The sequence below is a fragment of the Aureimonas endophytica genome, from assembly GCF_014642635.1.
Classification (GTDB): Bacteria; Pseudomonadota; Alphaproteobacteria; order Rhizobiales; family Rhizobiaceae; genus Plantimonas; species Plantimonas endophytica.
Map to the genome: position 1 here is coordinate 603908 of NZ_BMIQ01000002.1, position 23716 is coordinate 627623.

The 23716-nt window shown below is 69.2% G+C and carries 14 protein-coding genes; 5 read left to right on the forward strand and 9 right to left on the reverse strand.

The features are described from left to right. Positions 1 to 13: 13 nt before the first annotated feature. The 5 genes from IEY14_RS09105 to pgi form a co-directional block, all read right to left on the reverse strand. Positions 14 to 1642, reverse strand: coding sequence for an alpha-D-glucose phosphate-specific phosphoglucomutase (locus tag IEY14_RS09105; RefSeq protein ID WP_188907890.1), 1629 nt, complete (start codon positions 1640 to 1642; stop codon positions 14 to 16). After that, complete coding sequence (gene glgA / locus IEY14_RS09110; protein WP_188907891.1) at positions 1639 to 3096, reverse strand: glycogen synthase GlgA; 1458 nt, start codon at positions 3094 to 3096, stop codon at positions 1639 to 1641. Before glgA ends, IEY14_RS09105 begins: the two co-directional genes overlap by 4 nt. Next, a complete protein-coding gene (gene glgC / locus IEY14_RS09115; protein WP_188907892.1) occupies positions 3093 to 4361 on the reverse strand; it encodes a glucose-1-phosphate adenylyltransferase in 1269 nt (422 codons plus the stop codon). Before glgC ends, glgA begins: the two co-directional genes overlap by 4 nt. A 180-nt stretch (positions 4362 to 4541) precedes the next feature. Further along, a complete protein-coding gene (locus IEY14_RS09120) occupies positions 4542 to 6986 on the reverse strand; it encodes a glycogen/starch/alpha-glucan phosphorylase (RefSeq protein ID WP_188908128.1) in 2445 nt (814 codons plus the stop codon). A gap of 70 nt (positions 6987 to 7056) precedes the next feature. Beyond that, positions 7057 to 8697 carry a glucose-6-phosphate isomerase gene (gene pgi / locus IEY14_RS09125; protein ID WP_188907893.1) on the reverse strand — a complete coding sequence of 547 codons (1641 nt, stop codon included), beginning with the start codon at positions 8695 to 8697 and terminating at the stop codon, positions 7057 to 7059. Between the two features lie 218 nt (positions 8698 to 8915). Between pgi and IEY14_RS09130 the strand changes: the two genes are divergently transcribed. Beyond that, a complete protein-coding gene (locus IEY14_RS09130; RefSeq protein ID WP_188907894.1) occupies positions 8916 to 9224 on the forward strand; it encodes a hypothetical protein in 309 nt (102 codons plus the stop codon). Beyond that, entirely contained in the window at positions 9221 to 9547 is a 327-nt protein-coding gene (locus tag IEY14_RS09135; protein WP_188907895.1) for a hypothetical protein, read from the forward strand. Before IEY14_RS09130 ends, IEY14_RS09135 begins: the two co-directional genes overlap by 4 nt. 16 nt (positions 9548 to 9563) lie before the next feature. Here IEY14_RS09135 and IEY14_RS09140 read toward each other — a convergent pair whose 3' ends face one another. Together IEY14_RS09140 and IEY14_RS09145 are read right to left on the reverse strand one after the other, a co-directional pair. Further along, the gene (locus tag IEY14_RS09140) at positions 9564 to 15830 is read right to left on the reverse strand and encodes a translocation/assembly module TamB domain-containing protein (protein ID WP_188907896.1); all 6267 of its coding nucleotides are present in this window, start codon (positions 15828 to 15830) and stop codon (positions 9564 to 9566) included. Between the two features lies 1 nt (position 15831). Then, positions 15832 to 17823, reverse strand: coding sequence for an autotransporter assembly complex protein TamA (locus IEY14_RS09145; RefSeq protein WP_244639399.1), 1992 nt, complete (start codon positions 17821 to 17823; stop codon positions 15832 to 15834). Between the two features lie 383 nt (positions 17824 to 18206). Here IEY14_RS09145 and IEY14_RS09150 point away from each other — a divergent pair, with 383 nt between their 5' ends. The 3 genes from IEY14_RS09150 (at position 18207) to IEY14_RS09160 (ending at position 21975) form a co-directional block, all read left to right on the forward strand. Continuing rightward, a complete protein-coding gene (locus IEY14_RS09150) occupies positions 18207 to 18719 on the forward strand; it encodes a (2Fe-2S)-binding protein (RefSeq protein WP_188907897.1) in 513 nt (170 codons plus the stop codon). Between the two features lie 87 nt (positions 18720 to 18806). Then, a complete protein-coding gene (locus tag IEY14_RS09155) occupies positions 18807 to 21152 on the forward strand; it encodes a xanthine dehydrogenase family protein molybdopterin-binding subunit (RefSeq protein WP_188907898.1) in 2346 nt (781 codons plus the stop codon). 22 nt (positions 21153 to 21174) lie between these two features. Further along, a complete protein-coding gene (locus IEY14_RS09160; RefSeq protein WP_188907899.1) occupies positions 21175 to 21975 on the forward strand; it encodes an FAD binding domain-containing protein in 801 nt (266 codons plus the stop codon). Between the two features lie 84 nt (positions 21976 to 22059). Here IEY14_RS09160 and IEY14_RS09165 read toward each other — a convergent pair whose 3' ends face one another. Together IEY14_RS09165 and IEY14_RS09170 are read right to left on the reverse strand one after the other, a co-directional pair. Further along, a complete protein-coding gene (locus IEY14_RS09165) occupies positions 22060 to 23013 on the reverse strand; it encodes a bifunctional helix-turn-helix transcriptional regulator/GNAT family N-acetyltransferase (protein ID WP_188907900.1) in 954 nt (317 codons plus the stop codon). A gap of 143 nt (positions 23014 to 23156) precedes the next feature. Next, on the reverse strand, positions 23157 to 23702 hold the full coding sequence (locus tag IEY14_RS09170; RefSeq protein WP_244639400.1) for a BA14K family protein: 546 nt from the start codon (positions 23700 to 23702) through the stop codon (positions 23157 to 23159). Positions 23703 to 23716: the final 14 nt, after the last annotated feature.

The window sequence follows — 23716 nt, forward strand, 5'->3', positions numbered from 1 at the left end:
CTCCCGTCCGGCGTCAGGTGATGACGTCCGGCGCCTCGCGGCCGGTCCATTTGCGGATCTCGCCGACGGCTTCCGCCGTCTCGATCAGCTCCTTCAGCGCCTCCGCCGGGGGAAGGTCGTGAAGATCCGCATGGCCCTCGAAGCGCTCGATATAGACGCGCAGCGTCGCGCCCTTCGTGCCGGTGCCGGACAGGCGGAAGACGATGCGCGAGCCGCCGGAGAAGACGATGCGCACGCCTTGGCCGGTCGAGATCGAGCCGTCCACCGGGTCCTTGTAGGAGAAGTCGTCGGCTTCCGAGACGACGAGCGTGCCGAAGCGCTGGCCGCTCATCGAGGCGAGACGGTCGCGCAGGGAATCCATCAGGCTGTTGGCACCCTTGGACTCGACCTCCTCGTAGTCGTGGCGCTGGTAGTAGTTGCGCCCGAATTCGCGCCAGTGCTCGGCGAGGATGTCCTTCACGCTCTTGCCGGTGGCGGCGAGGATGTTCAGCCAGAGCAGCACGGCCCAGACGCCGTCCTTCTCGCGCACGTGGTCGGAGCCGGTGCCGGCGCTTTCCTCGCCGCAGATCGTCACCTTGCCGGCGTCCAGGAGATTGCCGAAGAACTTCCAGCCGGTCGGCGTCTCGTAGATGCCGAGGCCGCGCTTCTGCGCCACGCGATCGGCCGCCTGGCTGGTCGGCATGGAGCGCGCGATGCCGGCGATACCCTTGGCATAGCCCGGCGCCAGATGGGCGTTCGCCGCGAGGACTGCGAGCGAATCGGAGGGGCTGACGACGATGCCGCGCCCGACGATCAGGTTGCGGTCGCCGTCGCCGTCCGAGGCCGCGCCGAAATCCGGCCCGTCCGGCGCCATCAGATGGTCGATGAGGTCCTTGGCATAGACGGCGTTCGGATCGGGATGGCCGCCGCCGAAATCGGGGAGCGGCGTGCCGTTGACGACCGTGCCGGCGGGGGCGCCGAGCAGGCCCTCGAAGATCGCCTTGGCATAGGGGCCGGTCACGGCATGCATCGCGTCGAAGCGCATGCGGAAGCCGCCGGCCAGCATCGCCTTGATCGCCGGGAAGTCGAACAGCGCCTGCATCAGCTCGGCATAGTCGGCGACGGGATCGACGATCTCCACCACCATGTCGCCGAGCCGCGTCTCGCCGATCTTGGAAAGGTCCGGCGCCGGCTCGCAGACGATCTTGTACTCGGTGATCTCCTTCGTGCGCCGATAGGTCGCCTCGGTGATCTTCTCCGGCGCCGGGCCGCCGTTCGAGATGTTGTACTTGATGCCGAAATCGCCGTCCGGTCCGCCGGGATTGTGGCTGGCCGACAGCACGATGCCGCCCGAGGCCTGCCGCTTGCGGATGAGGTTCGAGGCGGCCGGGGTGGAGAGGATGCCGTCCTGGCCGACGATCACGCGGCCATAGCCGTTCGCCGCCGCCATGCGGATCGCGAGCTCGATCACCTCGCGGTTGAAGAAGCGGCCGTCGCCGCCGATGACGAGCGCCGCGTCCGCCGGCCGTTCCACCACGTCGAACAGCGACTGGATGAAGTTCTGCGCATAGTGGGGCTGCTGGAAATGCGGCACCTTCTTGCGCAGACCGGACGTGCCGGGCTTCTGATCGTCGTAAGGGGTGGTCGCGACGGTCTCGATCATGAGGCTTCTTCTTTGAGGAGATCCCGGTAGAGATCGGCATAGCGCGAGGCGCTCGCCGTCCAGCTCACATCGGTAGCCATGCCACGCTTCTGCATCGCCTGCCAGAGCGCCGGCTGGCGATAGAGCTCGGCGACGCGGACGACGGCGTCGTGCAGCGACTTCGCCGTGACCGGCGCGAAGATCGCGCCCGTCGCGACATTGGAGATGACGGCGGCGTAATTGGCGTTGATCACCGTGTCGGCGAGGCCGCCGACGCGGCTGACCACCGGCACGCAGCCATAGCGCAGCCCGCAGAGCTGGGTGAGGCCGCAGGGCTCGAAGCGCGAGGGGATGAGGATCGCGTCCGCCCCGCCCTGGATGCGGTGCGCCAGCGCCTCGTCATAGCCGATCTTGACGCCGACCCGCTGCGGATGGCGGCCATGGGCGGCGAGAAAGGCGCCCTCGATCATGCGGTCGCCTGAGCCGAAGATGGCGAGGCGCACGCCGCTCGCCACGATGTCGTCCACCGCTTCGGCGAGGACGTCCATGCCCTTCTGCCAGGTGAGGCGGCTGACGACGCAGAAGATCGGCCCGTCATCCGAGGCGAGGCCGAACTCGGCTTCCAGCGCCCGCTTGTTGAGGCCGCGCTGGTTCAGCGCGTCGATGGTGAAGCGGGCCGGCAGGTCCGGGTCCGTCGCCGGGTTCCAGGCCTCGGTGTCGATGCCGTTGACGATGCCGACCAGCCGGTCGCCGCGCCCGTGCAGGAGCCCGTCGAGGCCCATGCCGCCTTCCTTGGTCAGGATCTCCTCGGCATAGGTGGGGCTCACCGTCGTGACGACGTCGGCGGCATGGAGGCCGCCCTTCAGGAAACCGACGCTGCCGTAATATTCGACGCCCTCCAGCGACCAGGCGGTGCGCGGCAGGCCGAGCTTGGGAAAGATCTCCGCCCCGAAGGCGCCCTGGAAGGCGAGATTGTGGATGGTGAGGAGGCTCTTGACCCGCCGCGCGCCGGAAAAGGCGAGATAGACGGGGGCGAGGCCCGCCTGCCAGTCATGCGCGTGGAGGATGTTCGGCTGGAAGCCCTCGACGGCGCCGCCGGCGACGAGCGCCGCCGCCTTCCCGAGCGCGGCGAAGCGCGCCCAGTTGTCCGGGTGGTCCTGGCCGGTCTCCGTGATGTAGGGGCCGCCCGGCCGGTCGAAGAGATGCGGCGCGTCGAGAAGAAGGAGGTCGAGCCCGGCCTGCCGCGTCGCGAGGAGCCGCGCCGGTCCGCCGAAGAGATCGGGGATCGCCAGCACCTCCGCGACGGGCGCGTCGCCGAGCTTCGCCAGCACCGGCCGATAGGCCGGCATCAGGCTCTTCACCTCGAGCCCGAGTTCGGTGAGGGCGAGCGGCAGGGCACCCGCGACGTCCGCGAGGCCGCCCGTCTTGACGAGGGGATAGATCTCGGAGGCGACCGCGAGGACGGTGGGGTTCATCGATAGCTCAACCGGTCGATCATCGGCTGGGTGACGAGGCAGATGCCGTTGCTGGTGCGGCGGAAGCGCTGCGCGTCGAGGTCCGGGTCCTCGCCGATCACCAGCCCGTCCGGGATCTGCACGCCGCGGTCGACGACGACGCCGGACAACCGCGCGCCGCGCCCGATATGCGTATGCGGCAGAACTACGGCATGGTTCAGCTGCGAATAGGAATGCATCCTGACGCCGGTGAAGAGCAGCGAGCGGCGCAGCGCCCCGCCCGAGATGATGCAGTCGCCCGAGACCAGCGAGGAGATCGCCATGCCGCGCCGGCCGTCGTCGTCATGGACGAACTTCGCCGGCGGGGTGATCTCCGAATAGGTCCAGATCGGCCAGTCGCGGTCGTAGATGTCGAGCGGCGGCACCACGTCGGTGAGGTCGATATTGGCCTGCCAATAGGCGTCCACCGTGCCGACGTCGCGCCAATAGGCGTCGGTCTCCTGGGCCGAGCGGACGCAGGAGCGGTTGAAGGAATGGGCCTGCGCCCGCCCGTGCTTGACGATATGGGGAATGATGTCCTTGCCGAAGTCGCGGCTGGAATTCGGGTCGGCCGCGTCGCGCCGCAGCTGGTCCATCAGGAACTTGGTCTCGAAGACGTAGATGCCCATCGAGGCCAGCGCGTAGTCCGGGCGGCCCGGCATCGGCGGCGGGTCCTTCGGCTTCTCGATGAAATCGGTGATGAGGCCGGTCTCGTCGACATGCATCACGCCGAAGCCGGTTGCCTCCATGCGCGGCACTTCGAGACAGCCGACCGTCACGTCCGCTCCCGAATCGACGTGATTCTGGAGCATGATCTCGTAGTCCATCTTGTAGATGTGATCGCCTGCCAGGATGATCATGTATTTGGGGGCGTAGTCCTCGATGATGTCGGCGTTCTGGTAGACCGCGTCGGCCGTGCCGGCATACCACTGGTCTTCCGACACGCGCTGCGAGGCGGGCAGGACGTCGAAGCTTTCGTTGCGCTCGGGCCGCAGGAAGTTCCAGCCGCGCTGGAGATGGCGGATCAGCGAATGGGCCTTGTACTGCGTCGCGACGCCGATGCGGCGGATGCCCGAATTTAAGGCATTGGACAGCGCGAAGTCGATGATGCGGGTCTTGCCGCCGAAATAGACCGCCGGCTTGGCGCGCGTGTCGGTCATCTCCATCAGGCGGCTGCCGCGACCGCCGGCAAGGACATAGGCCATGGTATCACGCGCGATCGGCGCGTGGCGCTTGCGGTCCGTCATCCTGTTCCTCCCGAGACTCGACGCGGCTCTTGTTCGCCGCGCCAAGGCAGGAACGCGGCTTTTGCCTATGGTTGTAGCAGCTTCTGCCGTTTCGGGAAGCGCGGCACAGCGGCCTTTCCGCAGCATTTCGAGGCAGGCCCCGCCATCGCCGCCGAGGGCGGCGCGACGGGGCCGCGCCGGTCACGCGCCGGTCGGCGCGCTCCAGATGTCCTTGGCATATTCGCGGATCGAGCGGTCGGAGGAGAACCAGGCCATCCGGGCGGTGTTGTGCACCGCCTTGGTGCCCCAGGCGGTCGGGTCCTGCCAGACGGTGTCGAGCCGGCGCTGGGTCTGCCAATAGGCCTCGAAATCGGCCGCGATCATCCACCAGTCGTTGCCGTAGAGATTGTCGATCAGGTTGGAGTAGCGGCCCGGCTCGGAGAAGACGCCATGGCTGATCGAGTCGAGCGCGCCCTTCAGGATCGGCGAGTTCTCGATGATCTCGCGTCCGCCCTGGCCGTTGGCCCGGCGCGCCGCCACCTGCTCGGCGGTGAGCCCGAAGATGAAGATGTTGTCCTCGCCGATATGCTCCAGCATCTCGACATTGGCGCCATCCAGCGTGCCGATGGTCAGCGCGCCGTTCATCGCGAACTTCATGTTGCCGGTGCCCGAGGCTTCGAGGCCGGCGGTGGAGATCTGCTCCGACAGGTCCGCCGCCGGCATGATCTGCTCGGCGAGGCTGACATTGTAGTTCGGCAGGAAGACCACCTTCAGGAGGTTCTGCACCGAGGGATCGGCATTGATCACCCGCGCCACGTCATTGGCGAGGTGGATGATCTGCTTGGCATTGGCATAGGAGGGCGCCGCCTTGCCGGCGAAGATCTTGACGCGCGGCTGCCAGGCGATCTCGGGATGCGAGCGGATCTGGTCGTAGAGCGCGACCGCCTCGATGATGTTCAGGAACTGGCGCTTGTATTCGTGGATGCGCTTCACCTGCACGTCGAACATCGCATGGGGATCGACCGAGATCGCCAGCCGTTCCTCGATCGTCTTGGCGAGGCGCTGCTTGTTCCGCAGCTTCACCGCCATGAACTTGTCGCGGAAGCCGGCATCCGTGGCGAGGGCGTCGAGGCCCTTGATCTTGGTGATGTCGTCCTTGAAGCCGGGGCCGATCGCCTCGGTGACGAGGGCGGTGAGATCCGGGTTGCACTCCATGATCCAGCGGCGCGGCGTCACGCCGTTCGTCTTGTTCTGGATGCGCTCCGGATAGAGCTCGTGCAGGTTGTGGAACACCGTCTTCTTCATGAGCTCGGTGTGCAGCGCCGAGACGCCGTTGATCGCATGGCTGCCGACGAAGGCGAGCTGGCCCATGCGCACGCGACGGCCCGAGCCCTCGTCGATCAGCGAGATCGCCGCGATCTTGCCGCCGTCGAGCCCGCTCTGCGTCGCCTCGCGGATGATCTGCGCGTTGATCGCGTAGATGATCTGCATCTGGCGCGGCAGGAGACGCTCGAAGAGATTGACCGGCCAAGTCTCCAGCGCTTCCGGCAGCAGCGTGTGGTTGGTGTAGGAGAAGACCTTCTTGGTGATGTCCCAGGCCTGATCCCAGCCCATGGCGTGGACGTCGATCAGGAGGCGCATCATCTCGGCGACGGACACGGCCGGATGGGTGTCGTTCAGCTGGATCGCCACCTTGTCGGGCAGGGTGGTGAGATCGCCGTGCCGCTTCAGATGATGGCGGATGATGTCCTGGAGCGAGGCCGAGGAGAAGAAGAATTCCTGGCGCAGGCGCAGTTCCTGGCCGGCGAGATGGGAATCGGCGGGATAGAGGACCTGCGTGATCGACTGCGCCCGGTTGGCTTCCAGGAGGGCGCCGATATGGTCGCCCGAATTGAAGGCGTCGAGCAGGATCGGATCGAGCGCCCGCGCGCTCCAGAGGCGCAGCGTGTTGACGCGCGCGCCGCGCCAGCCGACGATCGGCGTGTCATAGGCGACGGCGAGGATGCGCTCGGCCGGGCGCCAGACCTGGCGCGGCGGCTTGCCGGCTTCCTCGATCATCGTGACCTTGCCGCCGAAGCCGATCTCGAAGGCGCGCTCGCGCCGCTCGAATTCCCAGGGGTTGCCGTGTTCGAGCCAGGTTTCCGGCAGCTCGACCTGCTGGCCGTCGACCACTTCCTGGCGGAAGAAGCCGTGGACATAGCGGATGCCGTAGCCGAAGCCCGGCACGCCGGTGGAGGCCATGGATTCCATGAAGCAGGCGGCGAGGCGGCCGAGACCGCCATTGCCGAGCGCCGCGTCCGGCTCCAGGAGCTCGATGAGGTCGATCTCGACGTCATAGGCGGAAAGCGCGTCGCGGATGGCCTCCGACAGGCCGAGATTGTTGATCGCGTCGCGGAGCAGGCGGCCGATCAGGAATTCCATCGAGAGATAGCAGACGCGCTTGGCGCCGCTCGCATTGTTGCGGGCATTGGAGGCGAGCCAATGATCGACGATGCGGTCGCGCACCGCGAGGGTCGTCGCCTCCAGCCAGTCGTGCCGCCGCGCCGTCGCGGGGTCCTTGCCGATCGCATAGGTCAGCTTCTCGGCGATCTCCTTGGCGAGGGCGGCGCTGTCGTTGCGCCTCGGGGCCGGTTTCGGCGCCGCCATGGCGACGTCGTCGACCCCCTCGAAACTTGCCTCGCTGCGGCTGGACTTCTCGACGGCGGAGCTCATGGCTTCAGGTCCTCATGTGTCGGATGACCTCCACGAGGCCAGCCGTTGATCCATCATGTCCTTGCGTGCCCGTCTCGCCGGTGACGACCGACAGCAGGCTTGTCGCCAATTCCTTGCCCAGTTCGACGCCCCACTGGTCGTAGGAGTTGATGCCGAACAGCGCGCCCTCGACGAAGACCCGATGCTCGTAGAGCGCCACGAGGCGCCCGAACGTCGCCGGATCGAGAAGCTTGTACAGGATCATTATGGACGGCCGGTTACCGGCGAATTCGCGGTGCGGCGCGATCCGTTCCGCCTCGGCGGCGTCCGCCCCCTTGTCGAGGATCTGCTTGCGCGCCTCCTCCAGCGTGCGGCCGCGCATCAGCGCCTCGGCCTGCGCCAGGCAATTGGCGAGGAGAAGGTCCTGGTGGTGCTTCAGCGCCGGCTCGTGGCTGTTGGCGCCGACCATGAACTCGCAGGGGATGACGTCCGTGCCCTGATGCAGCAGCTGGTAGAAGGCGTGCTGGCCGTTGGTGCCGGGCTCGCCCCAGACGAGGGGGCCGGTGACGGTGCGGGTCGGCTCGCCGTCGAGGCCGACATGCTTGCCGTTCGATTCCATGTCGAGCTGCTGGAGATAGGCCGGCAGGCGCAGGAGCCGCTGGTCGTAGGGCAGGATGGCGCGGGCCGGATAGCCCTGCGCGACGCGGTGCCACCAGCCGACGAGGCCGAGGATGACCGGCAGGTTCTCGGCGAGCGGCGCGTGGCGGAAATGCCGGTCCATCTCGCGCGCGCCGGCCAGGAACTCGCGGAAGCGCGCCGGCCCGATCGCCAGCATCACCGGCAGGCCGATCGCCGACCAGACCGAATAGCGCCCGCCGACCCAGTCCCAGAAGCCGAAGACCCGCGCCTCGTCGATGCCGAAGGCCGCCACCTTGTCGAGCGCGGTGGAGACGGCGGCGAAATGGGCGTTCACCGCCGCCTCGCCGAGCCGCTCGGCGATGAAGCGCCGCGCCGTCGCGGCATTCGTCATCGTCTCGATGGTGGTGAAGGTCTTCGAGGCGACGATGAAGAGGCTGGTCTCGGGATCGAGCAGCTTCAGCGTGTCGTGGATATGGGCGCCGTCGACATTGGAGACGAAATGCGCGCGCGGCCCGTCGTGATAGGGGGCGAGCGCCAGCACCGTCATCACCGGGCCGAGATCGGAACCGCCGATGCCGATATTGACGACGTCGGTGATCACCTTGCCGGTCGAGCCCCGGATCTCGCCGGAGCGGATGGCCGAGGCGAAGGCGCTCATGCGGGCGAGGACGTCCTCGACCTCGGCGCCGACCGGCTTGCCGCCGGTCGCGAAACCGTCCTCCGGCAGGGCGCGCAGCGCGACATGCAGCACCGCGCGGCCCTCGGTGGCGTTGATCGGCGCGCCGGCGAACATCGCGTCGCGTTTCTCCTCGACGCCGGCCTTGCGGGCGAGTTCGACGAGGGCGTCGAGATCGTCGCGGCCGAGGGCACATTTGGAAATGTCGAGCAGCATGTCGCCGAGCCGCACATGCATCGTCTCGAAGCGCTGCGGCTCCTTGGCGAAACGTTCGCGGATGCCTTCCGCCTTCGCCGCCGCCCCGCGCTGGCGCATCGCCGCAAAACCGTCGTTCAAACCTGTCTCGGGCATGAGACCCCCCTCGATCCGACCGGATTCGTTTCCGGCCGAGACTTATCACCCCCTCGTCCCCGGTCGATAGGCACAAGGCGATTTTCCTGCACCTCCCGATCGGCGGGCGAGACGGCAGATTTCACCCGGAAGGCAGGGAACGGCGGCCCTTCCCGCTCATTCGACAGCCGAGCCGGCCGCGTTTCTCGCTCCAGTCCACCGGCCGCCGAGGCTGTTCCATGCGCAAGACTCCGATCGCCGCCCTTCTTCTCGCCGCCATGCTCGGGAGCGCCGGCTGCGTCTCGGCCGGGCCGGGCGACCCTTCCAGCCGCTATGTGATCAATGTGGTGACGCCGGCCGAGGTGGCGATCGGCAACGACGAAATGACGCGCAGCGTCAACCGCAACACCTTGCCGGGCACGGTGGAGCGCACCGTCGCCGCCAATCCCGGCCTCGGCGAGGCGCTGGCCCGCAACCGCGTCGATCTCAGCCGCGTCGCCGCCATCCGCGTGCGCCCGTCCGGCGTGGCGGACGTCTTCCTGAAATGAGCCGCGCCGTCTTTTCCTCCCGTTTCGCCGCCTTCGCCGCGCTCCTCGCTCTCGGTGGCTGTCTCGCGCCGGCCGCCGATCGGGGCGATCCGGCGGCGCGCTACACGATCAGCATCCAGCGGCCGAACGAGGTGCTGACGGGCCGGCCGGTCCGCAACCTCGCCGTCGGACGGAACGCCAATCGCGGCGAGGTCGAGCGCACGCTCGCCGCCAATCCGGGCCTCGCCGAGGCGCTCGTCCGCAACGGCGTCGATCTGCGCATGGTCACCGCGCTGCGCGTCGGCCCGACCGGCGTGGTGGAGGTCTATACGCGCGGCCGCTGAAACCGGCCGCGCCGTCTCAATATTCGTGCTCGTAGAAGATGCCGACCTCGCCGCCGCCCTTGGCGGTGACGGCGCCGCTCGCCTTCAGTCCCTTGCCGATATCGATGTTGATCGAGGCGCGCCCCGTCGAGTCGACGCCGAGATAGGTCCGGTCGTTCAGATATTTGCCGACGCCGACCGCCGTCTGGCCGTCCGCCGTGGTGCGCAGGTCGAGATCGTCAACGCCGATCTGCGAGCGGAGGTTTTCGAGAAGGCCGGTCGAGCCGCCGACCCCGGCGAGCTGGGCCGCCGCTTCCGCGAGCTGCGCGATCTGGAGCGGCGAGAGATTGGTCGTGCCCTGATTGAAGATCAGCCGCGCCAGCACCTCGTCCTGCGGCAAGGCGGGCGAGGAGGAGAAGCTGAAGCTCGGATCGTTGGCCGGTCCCGTCACCGTGACATTCACCGTGACATCGCCGGAATCGGAGGTCGCGACGAAGTCGAGCAGCGGGATCAGGCCGCCTGTGAAGCCGAGCCGGCCGCTCTGGAAGTCGAGCCGCTTGTTGAGGATCACCAGCCGGCCGCGCGTCAGGTCGAAGCCGCCGGTGATCGAGGGCGCGGCGGCCGAGCCCTGGATGCGTAAGGAGCCGCCCATCTGCACGTCGAGGCCGCGCCCGCGCACGAAGATCTCGCTCGGCGCGTTGAAGGCGATGTCGAGATCGATGCCGCCGCCACCGCCGCCGGCCTTCCGCGGCGGGAACAATTCGCGCTGCTGCTTGGCGACGCGCGGCGGCGCGTTGCGGCGCGTGACGTCGATCCGGGCGAGCGAGGTCGGGAAGCGCGAGGGCACGAGGATGTCCATGCGCTTGACGTCGATCGAGCCGGCGAGGCGCGGCGTGCCGGTCAGCTGGCCGGTGATCGTCAGCGCCGCGTCGAGCCGGGCCGCGACGAGCTCGCCATCGGCATAGCGTCCGTCCGCGACGCGGATCGAGAGATCGGCCGGGAAGCCGTTCGAAAGGCCGAGCGTGCCGCCGGCCGTGATCGTGCCGCCGGCCGCGAGATTGGCGCGGAAGCTCGAAATCGTCGCGGTCTGGCCGGACAACGTGATCGTGGTCGCGATATTGCGGACCGAGACATTGGCGCCGGTATCGGTGAAGCTCGCCCCGGCGGTCGAGATCGTGCCGTTGACATTGGGCGCGGCGGCCGTGCCCGTCACCGCCACATCGACCCGCACCGTCCCTTGCGCCGAACGCCCGCCTTCCGCGAGAATCCGGTTGGCGAGGGCGAGGGGGGCCGTGCCATTGGCGCGCAGGTCGAAATCCGGCGTGCCGGCAAGGCCGACCGTGCCGTTCGCGCGGAAGTCGAGGCCGCCGCCGCCGGAGAGGACCGTGTCCAGCCGCAGCACCTTGTTGGCGAATTCGCCATTCGCCCGGATGGCGAGCGGGCCGATGCCGGCATCCCGCGTCTGGGCCAGGGTGAGGCCGGCGACATTCAGATCGAAGCGCGCCTGCGGATCGGCGGCGGGGCCGGTCGCTCGCGCGCTGCCGTTGATCGTGCCGGTCGGATCGATGCCGGAGGCCGCCGCGCTCGCCAGCGAGGCCGGCAGGTTGCGGATCGCCACATCGAGATCGAGCTCGCGGCCCGCCCGGCCGGTGAGCTCCACCACGCCGCCGCCCACGGTGACGCGGCCGGTCTCGATCTCGACATTGCCGTTCTCGAAGCGGCCGGCGGCGACGGCGTTCAGGGCCGGCGTCCTGGCCGCCCGCGTCTGGCGGGTGGAGACGGTCTCGGCGCGAAGGTCGAAGCGGGCCGAAGGGGCGCTCAGCGAGCCCTCGGCCCGCGCCGTGCCCGACAGGGTGCCTTCCACCCCGAGATCGGCGACGAAGGCATTGGCGAGCGCCACGGGCACGCGGGCGAGCGTCGCGTCGATCGAAAGACGTTGTCCGACCGAGCCCTTGGCCTCGATCGTGCCTTGGCCGGCCGCGATCCGCGCCGTGCCGATCTCGGCCGTGCCGTCCGCATAGCGTCCCGAGAGATCCAGGCTGAGAAGCGGCAGCTTCGCCGCCTTTGCCTTCTCGGTGGTGATGGAGCGCCCTTCGATCTCGAAGGTCGCCTCCGGCGCGGCGAGGCTGCCGCTCGCCTTGGCGCTGCCGGACAGCCGCCCGCTGGCGCCGAGCCCTTCGACGAAGCCGTTGGCGAGGGCGACCGGCAGATCGTCGAGCGCGAGGTCGAGATCGAGCCGGCGGCCGACCGTGCCGCTGAGGCCGAGCGTGCCGCCGCCGATCGCGACCTGACCGCTGGCGATCTCGGCGCTGCCCTGCGCATAGCGGCCCGCGACATCGAGCGTCGCCGGCTTCAGCGAAGCCGCCTTCAGCTGGCGCGTCGTCAGGCCCGCGCCGGACAGTTCGAAATTCGCCTGCGGATCGGCCAGGGAGCCCGTCGCCCGCGCCGTGCCCGACAGGGTGCCGGCGGCGTTGAGATTCGGCACGAAGGCATTGGCGAGTCCGACCGGCAGGCGCTGGATGTCGAGTTTCAGATCGACTACCTCGCCGGCCGTGCCGGTGAGGTCGAGAAAGGCGTCGCCGGTGGCGAGGCGGCCGCGCTCGATCGTGGCCGTCTTATTGGCGACGCGGCCGGCGATGTCGAGCGTCAGCGGCGCGATGCCGGAGGCGCGGATGCGCTCGGCCGTGATGTCGCGGCCCGTCAGGTTGAAGGTCGCGTTCGGGTCCTGGAGCGTCCCCTTCGCCATGGCCTCGCCCGACAGGGTGCCCCGCGCCTCGAGCCCCGGCACGAAGGCATTGGCGAGGCCGACCGGGAAGCGGCCGAGCTGGACATCGAGATCGAGGACGCGCCCGACCTTGCCGCTGGCCCGCAGGGACGCCTCGCCGAAATCGAGCACCGCCGTTTCGAGATCGGCCGTGCCTTCGGCGAACCGGCCGGCAAGGCGAAGCTGCCCCGGCGCAATGCCGGATTGGCGCACCGCCTCGGCCGTGATGCCCGAGCCGGAAAGATCGAAGACGGCATTCGGCTGCGCCGCCGGGCCGGTGACGCGCGCCGTGCCGGACAGCGAGCCGGCGGCCTTCAACCCGGAGACGAAGCCGTTGGCCAGCGCCACCGGCACGTCCTGCAACCGCGCCTCTAGGTCCAGCGTCTCGCCCGCCGTGCCCGTCGCCTCGACGAAGGCATTGCCGATCGTCGCCCGGCCTTGGTCGAGACGGAGCGTCGAGCCGGCATAGGAGCCGGCGAGCGCGAGCTCGATCGGCGGCACGCCGGCATCCGCCACCTCGCGCGCCGTGATGCCGGTGCCGGCAATGTCGAAGCGCGCTTCCGGCCGGGCCGGCGTTCCGGTGGCGCTCGCCCGGCCGGAGATCGTGCCCGTCGCGTCGAGGCCGGAAACGAAGCCGTTGGCGAGCGCGACGGGGAGCTTGTCGAGCGTGGCGCGCAGATCGAGGAGATCGGCACCGACGCGGCCCTCGGCGGCGAGCGAGCCGCTGCCGAGTTCGGCGCGGGCGGTGGCGAGCGTCAGGATGCCGCCTTCGTAGCTGCCGGCGCCTTCCAGGCGGGCGGCCGGCAGCCGGCCGGCACGGGTCTGGCGGGTCTCGATCGCGTCGCCCGAGATGCGGAACCGCCCCTGCGGCGCGGCGGCGCTGCCGGAAAGATCCGCTTCGCCGGTCAGAGTGCCGGAGGCGTCGAGACCGGTGACGAAGGGATTGGCGACGGCGAGCGGCACCCGGTCGAGGACGAGGTTCAGGGCCAGCGTCGCGCCGGCCGTGCCGCCGGCGCGCAAGGAGCCGGCGCCGATGCCAAGCTCGAGCGGCGCGATCGTCGTCACGCCATTGGCGATCGTCACGCGCGCGGGGCTCTTCAGCGCCACCGCCGCGTCGCGGATGTCGGCACTCAGTCGGTCGAGCGCGACCGAGGTCTCGGTCGGGGCGATCGCCGCGACGCCGCCCGCTTCGATCGGCGCGCCATTGGCCCGCGCCTTCAGGTCGAAGCGCGTGCCCTGTCCGGCATCCGACAGATCGATGACGAGGCCCTCCACGGCGATGCCGCCCGCCTGGAGACCGTCGGCGCGGACCGTGCCGCGCGGCAGGGGCTTGCCGAGATAGTCGGCGATGGCAAGCTTCAGGCTGGCGCCGGTCAGCGTGTTGCCGGCGGCGAGAAGCCGCGTGGAGGTGAGATCGACCGCCGCCACCGGCCGGTCGTCGCCCTCGACCTTCAGGTCGATCCGGCCCTTGAGATCGCCGCTCGCCTGCTGGAGCGCGAGGGCGGCGAGCGGCCCGACATCCTCCACCGCCACGTCGAGCCGGCCGGTTGGCACGGCGCCGGTGGTGATGGTGAGATCGCCCATGACGGTGTTCGGCCCCTGGCGGATGGCGAGATCCGAGATGCGGCGCTCGCCGGAGGGGAGAGTGGCGAGACGGGCGCCGCCGGAAAGCGGCGCGCCGTCGAGCGTGCCGGAGATTTCGACCTTGCCGGCGGCATTGGCGCCGGTGAAGGTGCCGCGCGCCGAGGCGCGCAGATCGGCGAGCTCGCGGCCGTTGACCCTGAGGCCCTGGCTGTCGAGCATCAGATCGACATCCGGCGCGGCGGACGGGCCCTTGGCCTGAAGCGCGAAATCGGCCTTGCCGCTGACGGCGGCCTTGTCCGATTGCGGCACGTCGACCGTGCCCTTCACATCCGCCTCGACCGTGCCGTCGCCGAGCCGCGCGGAGCCGGCGATCGTCAGGCCGCTGCCTTTGACGCTGAGATCCTGGGCGGCCAGCGTGCCGTTGGCGTCGCGCAGGACGCGGCCGGACAGGGCGGTGCGCTCGCCGGCGAGCGGCACGAGGGCCGCGGACAGCGCCAGCGTCTGGAAGTCGCTGGTGAGCGTCAGGTCGAAGGTCGAGAAGTCGAGTGCCGCCGTGCCCTTGATCCCTGCCGTCGCGGCGCCGGTGGTGATGCGCCCATTCGTCAGGCTCAGGCTGTTGGACCCAAGCGCACCGTCCGCCGCGATCGCGACGCGCCCCTGCGTGAAGCGGGCGCCGACGCCTTCCGGCATCGCCACCGAGGCGGCCTGGGCTTCGACCTGCAGGGGGCCGGCGAGATTCGAGAGGTCGAAGCCGCGTGTCGTCAGTGCCAGCGTCAGGTCGCGCGCTGCATAAGACCCGTAGCCGGCCTGCGGCAGATTGGCCGAAAGGTCGATATTGGCGGCGGCGAGCGCGCCGGCGAGCTTGCCCTGGAGGCGGGCGACGTCGATCACCGTCTGGCCGGTGCCCGAGCCGAAGCGTAGCGGCACCGCGCCGCCATCCGGCGCGTCGAGGGCGAGGTCGAGCACGGTCTGCGGCCCGGCGCGGTCGAGCGTGCCGGTGGCCCGCAGCCGCACCGCCTGGCTGGCGAGCTGCGCCTCGTCGATGCCGAGAACGCCGTCCGGCCGGACGAGCACGTTGGCGTCGAGCTGCGCCCCGCCGCGCAGATAGGGCCGGGCGATCTCCGGCGCGAAGCGCTCGGCGGCGACGCGCAAGGAGGCCGAGACGCGCCGGCCCTCGGGCGTGTCGCCGACTCGCGCCGTCAGCATCGCGGCATTCTCGCCGCCGACATCGAGCGCGCCATTGGCCATGAAGTCGCTGAGCGGCCCGGCGCCGTCGATGGTCAGCTGCACCGGCGGCGCGCCGGGCAGTTTCAGGAGCGTCGCGACGAGCCCGCCGGCCGGCTCGCTGGCCGCGACCTTCACGTCCAGCCGATTGTCCGCCGGGGCGAAGAGAATATTGGCCGAAACGCGCCCCGGCTGGTCGAGCCGCTCGATGTCGAGATTCGTCTCCAGCCGCGTCGGATCGGCGGCGAGCACGAGCTTGGCATTCATCGACAGGCGCGCCCGCGTGCCGGCGATCGCCTCGCCGAGCACGAATTCGGTGATGGCGAGGCGCTGGATGTCGGCGGTGATGTTGGGCAGGCCGCCGCCGGATTGCGCCTGATCCTTCGGCGAGGGCGGCAGTTCGGGCAGGCGCTCCAGCACGATCTGCCCGGCCGTCAGCGACTGGACGGAGACGTTGGAGCGCACGATCGCCAGCGGCGACCAGTCCATGGCGAGGTCGCGGGCGGTGAGGAAGGTGCCCTTCGGATCGGCGACCGTGACGCTCGCGATGCGCAGGTTGCCCGACAGCGCGCCGGACAGGCCGTCGATCTTCACCTTCAGCGAATCGGTCGAGACGAGATTCTCGATCTGCCGCGCGATGAATTCCTGCGCGCCCGCCCGCTCCATGCCGAGGCCGGTAAAGGCGAGGCAGAACAGGAGAAGGGCGAGGACGGGGCGGAAGGCGCGCATCATGTCAGAAAGCCTGTCCGATGCCGGCATAGATCTGGAAGCTCTGGTCGCGGTCGCTCGGCTGGGCGGGGAAGCCGACATCCACCCGGATCGGGCCGAAGCTCGTGAGATAGCGCGCGCCGATGCCGTAGCCGATCTTGAAGTTCGAGAAATCGGGCACGATGTCGGTGCCGACCGTGCCGGCATCGACGAAGGGCACGATCTGGATGTTCTCCGTCACGCCGATGCGGAATTCGAGATTGGCCTCGAACAGCGACAGGCCGCCCTTCGGCGTGTCGTTGAAGGAGGGATCGCCGGTCGGCCCCGTGACGTTCGGAAAGAACGGGCCGATCGTCTGGAACTGGTAGCCGCGCACCGAGCCGCCGCCGCCGGCATAGAAGCGCCGGTCGTTCGGGATGTCGAGAAGGTCGCCGCCGAGGATCGAGCCGATGCCGAGCCGGCCGGCGAGGATGAAGCGGTTGTTCTCGGTCAGCGACAGATAGGTCGAGGCCTCCGCCTCGGTCTTGATGAAGGGCACGCCGCCCTGGATCTCGTAGGAGGGCTCGGCGGTGAGCTTGGCGAGGAGGCCCTTCGTCGGGTTCAGCTTGTTGTCGCGCCCGTCGAACGTATAGGTGATCGGCACGGAGGCGATGAGATATTCGGCATCGCCCAGATAGTCGGTGATCGTCTCGTATTCGCCGCGCAGCCGCGCTTCCAGCGTCTGGCGCTCGTCGATCGCGTATTGCACGCCGCTCGTCACCGCGAAGGAATTGCGGTCATAGGCGAGGGGATGCTCGCTCACCGCCTCCAGCGAGCCGACATAGACCGAGTCCGGCCCGAGGACGCCCGGCTTCTTGAAGACCAGCGAGGCCTTGTAGTCGAGATCCTCGGTGTTGCGCACCGTGTCGCTGTCCGAGAGGCTCGCGCCGATGCGCGACACGGAGGCGTCGAGCCGCAGGCTTTCCGCCCGGCCGAAGAGGTTGCGATTGCCGATATAGCCGGAAATGCCGGCGCCGTCGGTGTTCGAATAGGTGGCGCCGATGCCGTAATAGTTGAACTTGCGCTCGGCGAGATCGACCTCGACCGGCAGCGTGCCGTCCTCCTGCTGCGCCTTGCCCTCCTTCACGCTGACGGAGGAGAAGACGTCGAGCTTCACCAGCCGCTCGCGCGCCTTCTTGAGATCGGCGGGCGAGAAGATCGCGCCCTTCTCGATGCCGGTCATATAGGCGACGAAGCCGGGATCGACGGCCTTGGTGCCGTCCACGAAGATGTCGCCGAAGGGCACCGTCTCGCCGGGCGAGACGGCGAGCCGGTAGTCCAGGCGATGCGTCGCGGAATCCGCCACCACGTCGCGCGTCGTGATCGCGACGAAGGGCCGCCCCTCGTTGCGCAGCGCCTCCAGGAGCTTGGCCTCCTGGTCGAGGATGCGGGTCGAGGCGGCCGAGGAGCCGGGCGCCAGATCGTAGGCCTTCGGGTCGATCGGCACGCCGTTCGCCCGGATATCGACATTGCCGATGGTGAAGGGCTGGCCCGGCTCGACGATGATCTGCACCGGCACGGGGCGCGAGGTGTCGAAGCTCGCGTCCGGGGCCAGCGTCGCGATGTCGCGCCCCTCGATCAGGATGGTGACGAGCCCGTCATAGCGCGCGTTCTCGTAGAGCGCCGCGACGAGGCGCTTGCGGTCGGTCTTGGCCTTCGACAGGAGGCCGAGCGAGCCGGAGACCGGCTGCTTCTCGTCGGTGACGAGCGAGGAGGCTTGGTTCAGCGCCTTGGAAAGATTCTCGTCCGCCGGCGTCACCGACAGCGTGACCGTATAGTTGATCGGGTCGATCACGCCGACGTTCGGGTCCTTCGGGTCCTCGAACAGCTTGAGGCCGAAGATCTCCAGAGCCTCTGCCGGCCAGGGCGCGGCGCCGGCAAGCGCCGCCGCCAGAAGGGCGGCCCGGCCGAGCGCGCCGATCCGGCGGCCCGCGGTTTTCGGGTGACGGGAACGCCCCCGATCGGCTGCCGCTGTCAAACGCTCACTCCGGCCATGCCGTCAGTTCCATCCCTCGGACGCCGGATTCGCGAGGGCGGGGCCACTGTTCCAGCCGCCGCGCCTGCGGGTCGGCTGGAAAGATGCCCGAAAATCCTGCCGGAACAACACGGCAAGCTTGTCGCAGCCTGACATTCGCGTCATCGCCGGACGATTCCGCGACGCCCTGTGCCCCGCCCGTCACAGGTCGTGGCGGGGGCAAGGCGCGATATCCAAATGGATATTGCGACTGGAATCGTTCTAAAAACCGCTTGCTGGCGGGGAAAGGCCGGGGCAATCTTCCGGGCGAAGCGCCGGCACGGCCGGGCGCGACGACGGTCGACGAGGGAGCGCCGACCGGCAAAGATCATCATCGGGAGGCGATCATGACCGAAGTGTCCATGACGGTGAACGGCCGCGCCCTGCGCGCCGACGTCGAGGACCGCACGCTGCTGGTGCATCTCATCCGCGACCAGCTCCATCTCACGGGCACGCATGTCGGCTGCGACACCTCGCAATGCGGGGCCTGCGTCGTGCATGTGGACGGCAAGGCGGTGAAGAGCTGCACCATGCTGGCGGTGCAGGCGTCGGGCGCCGAGGTGGTGACGATCGAGGGCATCGCGCCGAGCGCCGCCGAGCTGCATCCGGTCCAGGCGGCCTTCCGCGAGCATCACGGGCTGCAATGCGGCTATTGCACGCCCGGCATGATCATGACCGCCGTCGACATGATCCGGCGCCATGACGGCAAGCTGGACGAGAAGACGGTGCGCGAGGAGCTGGACGGCAATATCTGCCGCTGCACCGGCTATCACAACATCGTCAAGGCGATCCTCGCGGCGGCCGGCGCCATGTCGGCCGGCGCCGCGCCGAGCGAACAGGAACTCGTCGCCGCCGAATAGGCGGAGCCGCGTCGCGATCAGGGAGCCGGACCCGCGCCATGGGAGGCGGCGGCCGGCATGTCCGAACGGAACTGGGAGGTTTTGCGGATGGGTATCGAGGGAATCGGCGCGAGCGTCCTGCGCAAGGAGGACCGGCGCTTCATCACCGGACGGGGCCGCTATGTCGACGACATGGTGGTGCCCGGCATGAAATATGCCGCCTTCGTGCGCAGCCCCCATGCGCATGCCAGCTTCTCGTCGATCGACAAGTCGGCGGCGCTCGCCATGCCGGGCGTCATCGCCGTCCTGACCGGCGAGGAGCTTCGGGCCGACGGCATCGGCAATCTGATCTGCGGCTGGGCCGTCACCTCCAAGGACGGCTCGCCGATGAACATGGGCGCCTGGCCGGCGCTCGCCGTCGGCACGGTGCGCCATGTCGGGCAGGCGGTGGCCGTGGTGGTCGCCGAGACGCGCGGACAGGCCCGCGACGCGGCCGAGGCCGTGGAGGTCGCCTATGAGGAACTGCCGGCGGTGACGCAAGCCGTCGCGGCGCTGGGCGAGGGGGCGCCGCAGCTCCACCCGGAAGCGAAGAACAATCTCGTCTTCGACTGGGAGCTCGGCAACAAGCCGGAGGTGGACGCCGCCTTCGCCAGGGCCGCCCATGTCACGAAGCTCCACATCGTCAACAACCGCCTCGTGCCGAACGCCATGGAGCCGCGCGCGGCGCTCGGGCAATACGACCCGGCCGAGGACCATTACACGGTCTGGACGACCTCGCAGAACCCGCATGTCGCCCGTCTGGTGATGAGCGCCTTCTACAATGTCGCGCCCGAGCACAAGCTGCGCGTCATCGCGCCGGATGTCGGCGGCGGCTTCGGCTCGAAGATCTACATCTATCCGGAAGAGATCGTCTGCCTCTGGGCCTCCAAGCGCACCGGCGTGCCGGTGAAATGGACCGCCGACCGCACCGAGGCCTTCCTGACCGACGCCCATGGCCGCGACCATGTGACGGAGGTGGAACTGGCGCTCGACGCCGACAACCGCTTCATCGGCCTGAAGGTCGACACGGTCGCCAATCTCGGGGCCTATATGTCGCTCTTCTCCTCGGCGACGCCCACCTATCTCTACGGCACGCTCCTGTCCGGCCAGTACGACATTCCGGCGATCTACGTGAACGTGAAGGCGGTCTATACCAACACCGTTCCCGTCGACGCCTATCGCGGCGCCGGCCGGCCGGAAGCGACCTATGTGGTGGAGCGCACCGTCGAGACGGCGGCGCGCGAGCTCGGCATCTCCCCGGCGGAGCTCCGGCGCCGCAACTTCGTCCGGTCCTTCCCGCATCAGACGCCCGTCATCATGTGCTATGACGCCGGCGACTTCGAAGCCTCGCTGGAGGCCGGCATGCAGGCGGCGGACGTCGCCGGCTTCGAGGCGCGGCGCGCCGAGGCGCAGGGGCGCGGCAAGCTGCGCGGCCTCGGCATGAGCTGCTATATCGAGGCCTGCGGCATCGCGCCCTCCAAGGCGGTCGGCTCGCTCGGCGCCGGCGTCGGCCTCTGGGAATCGGCGGAGATCCGCGTCAATCCGGTCGGAACGGTGGAGATCCTCACCGGCTCGCACAGCCATGGCCAGGGCCACGAGACGACCTTCGCCCAGCTCATCGCCGAACGCTTCGGGCTGCCGGTCGACAATGTCCAGGTGATCCACGGCGACACCGACAAGGTGCAGTTCGGCATGGGCACCTATGGCTCGCGCTCCGGCGCGGTCGGCATGTCGGCCATCGTCAAGGCGCTCGACAAGGTGGAGAAGAAGGCGAAGAAGATCGCCGCCCATCTCCTCGAAGCCGACGAGGGCGATATCGAGATCGCCAATGGCGAGGTGCGCGTCGCCGGCACCGACCGCAAGCTCGGCTGGCACGAGGTGGCGCTCAACGCCTATACGGCGCACAACCTGCCGGACGGCATGGAGCCGGGTCTCAAGGAAGGCGCCTTCTACGATCCGCAGAACTTCACCTTCCCGGCCGGCTGCTACATCTGCGAGGTCGAGGTGGACCCGGAGACCGGCGGCGTCGAGATCGTGCAGTTCGTCGCGGCCGACGATTTCGGCACGGTGATCAACCCGATGATCGTCCATGGCCAGGTGCATGGCGGCATCGCGCAGGGCATCGGCCAGGCGCTGCTGGAAGGCACCGTCTATGACGGGTCCGGGCAGCTCGTGACGGCGAGCTACATGGACTATGCCATGCCGCGCGCGCAGAACCTGCCGAGCTTCCAGGTCTCGACCACGTCGACGCCGAGCCCCTCCAATCCGCTCGGGATGAAGGGCTGCGGCGAGGCGGGAGCCATCGGCTCGCCGCCGGCGGTAATTAACGCCATCACCGACGCCATCGGCAACAACGATCTCACCATGCCCGCGACCCCGCAGAAGGTGTGGGACGCGATCCGGGCCGTCGCCTGAGCGCCGAGAGGGAGGACGATCCATGTATCAGACGAGCTATCACCGGCCTTCGTCCCTTGCCGAAGCGGCGGAGGCGATCGCGGCGGCGGGCGGCGAGGGCAAGTATCTCGCCGGCGGCATGACGCTGATCCCGACGATGAAGCAGCGCCTGGCGAGCCCGAGCGCGCTGGTGGACCTGCGCCATATCGGCGACATGAAGGGGCTTGCCGTCGAGGGACGGCAAGTGCGGATCGGCGGCGGCATCACCCATGCCGAGATCGCCGCCTCGGAGGCGATCGGCGCGGTCGCCCACGGCTTCCGCGAACTCGCCGGCCTGATCGGCGATCCGGCCGTGCGCCATATGGGCACGATCGGCGGCTCGGTCGCCAATTTCGATCCCGCCGCCGACTATCCGGCGGCGCTGCTGGCGATGGGCGCGACGATCCGCACCGACAAACGCGAGATCGCGGCGGAGGACTTCTTCCTCGGCCTGTTCGAGACGGCGCTGGAGGAGAACGAGATCGTCACCGGCGTTTCCTTCGAGGCGCCGGAAGCCTCCGCCTACGAGAAGTTCCGCAACCCTGCCTCGCGCTATGCGATGTGCGGCGTCTTCGTCGCCCGGCGGGGCGGGGAGGCGCGGGTCGGCGTCACCGGCGCCTCGCAGAGCGGCGCCTATCTCTGGCGCGAGGCGGGCGAGGCGCTGTCGGCGAACTTCGCGCCGGAGGCGCTCGACGGCTTGAACGTGGCGGCGGGGGATATGCTCTCCGACATCCACGGCTCGGCCGCATACCGCGCCAATCTCGTGAAGGTCATCGCCAAGCGCGCCGTCGCCAAGGCGCGCTGAGCTCCGTCCTCCGACGAGATCGACGTCATCGGCAAGGGCCTGCGGCCCTTTCCGACCCTCCGCCGCCGTCACGGCCGCAACCGCTTATGCCCGGCCACCCCGAGGCCGCGCGAAGCGTTGCTCCAGCACCTCGCGACCCCATTGCCGTCCCACGCGTTCCTCGACGCAGCGGAAGCCGTGGGCCTCGTAGAGATGCCGAGCCGCCGCCAACCCGCTGAAGGTCCAGAGTTGCGTTTCGGCGAAGTCCTGCGCGTCGGCGAAGGATAGGGCGGTGCCGAGCAACTCCCGGCCGATACCGGTGCCGCGCGCGCCGTCATCGACGATGAACCAGCGCAGATGCGCGATTCCCTCGCCCAGATCCTCGCCGTCGATCGCGACGGAGCCCACGATGTCGCGGCCATCGAGGGCGGCCCAGACGGCATTTCGTGGATGCGCGAGGCGATCGCAAAAGGCGGCGAGACCGCCCGCGACGACGGACTCGAAGGCCTGCCCGAAATCGGCGGTCCGCGCGTAATAGCGCGCATGCATTTCGGTGACGCGCCCGATGAGGCCGGACCGATAGCCGCGCGCGATCCGGATCGCCTTTGCCGCGTCGCGGCCATCGCGACGGCCGGCGAGGGCGCCGGCATAGAGGCGCAGGCCCTCCATCACGGTACGGTCCTGACCCGGAGCAAGGTTCGTCAGCGCACCGGCCACCTGGCGGCGGGCATGGGCATGGATCGCCGCCGTCCGGGCCTGGCCGGACTTGCTCAGAAACAGCTTCTTCGCGCGGCTGTCTGTCGCATCCACCTCTTCCCGCAGATCGCCGGCCCGGACCAGCTTGTCGAGCAGGCGGCTGACGCTCGACTTTTCCAGTCGGAGAGCCTCCGCCAGATGTCGTGCCGTGAGACCGGGGCGACAATCGATCTCGATCAAGGCATGGACGGCGGAGGGCGACAATGCGGTTCCGGCGAAGGCGCCGCCCAGGAAACCCAATTCGCGGACGAGATGGCGGGATGCCGCGCGGATGGGTTCGATGAGATCGCCGTCGTCCGTCATAGCCAAGGCCGAAATGGTTGCATGATGCAACCATATGCGCGAACGAAGATCGGCGCCAGAGGGTCTGGCGCCGATCTTCGATGGTATCGCGGACGACAGTCGCCCCTATTCTGATCCGATCGCGTTCGATCGTGCCGCCTGTCTCAGAGGCGGCAGAGGTGCCGATAGCCGTCGTATCCGACGAAGGTGTTCGTGCGGTAGTCGTAGGTCCGATAGCGCGCCGCACAGGCATCCGCCCGGCTGTAGCCGCGATAATAGGCGCGCACCGGCCGGGCCTCGCGATAGACCGGCACCGCCACGGGACCCGGACGATAATAGACGCGGCGCTCGACATAGGCCGGGCCTTCGACGATCACGTCCGGCCGCCCGTAATAGCCGCCACCGTAATAGCCGTTGCCGTAATAGCCGCGCCCGTAGAAGCGGCCGTCATTATAGGGCCGATCGCTGAGCGCCGTGCCGAGCAGCGCGCCGACACCGAGGCCGATCGCGCCCGCCGCCAGGGCGTCGCCGCCATGGTCGCGCCAGCCGCGCCGATAGCGCCAGCCGTCGTCGCGCCAACCGCCACCGTGCCAGCCGCCGCCATGCCAGCCGCGACCGCCCCAGCCGGGACCCCAAGGATCGGCCGCCGCCGATGTCGCGCTGGCGCCGATCATGCCCGCCGCCAGCGTTGCGGCGGCACCAAGGGTCAAAAGAAGCTTCCTCA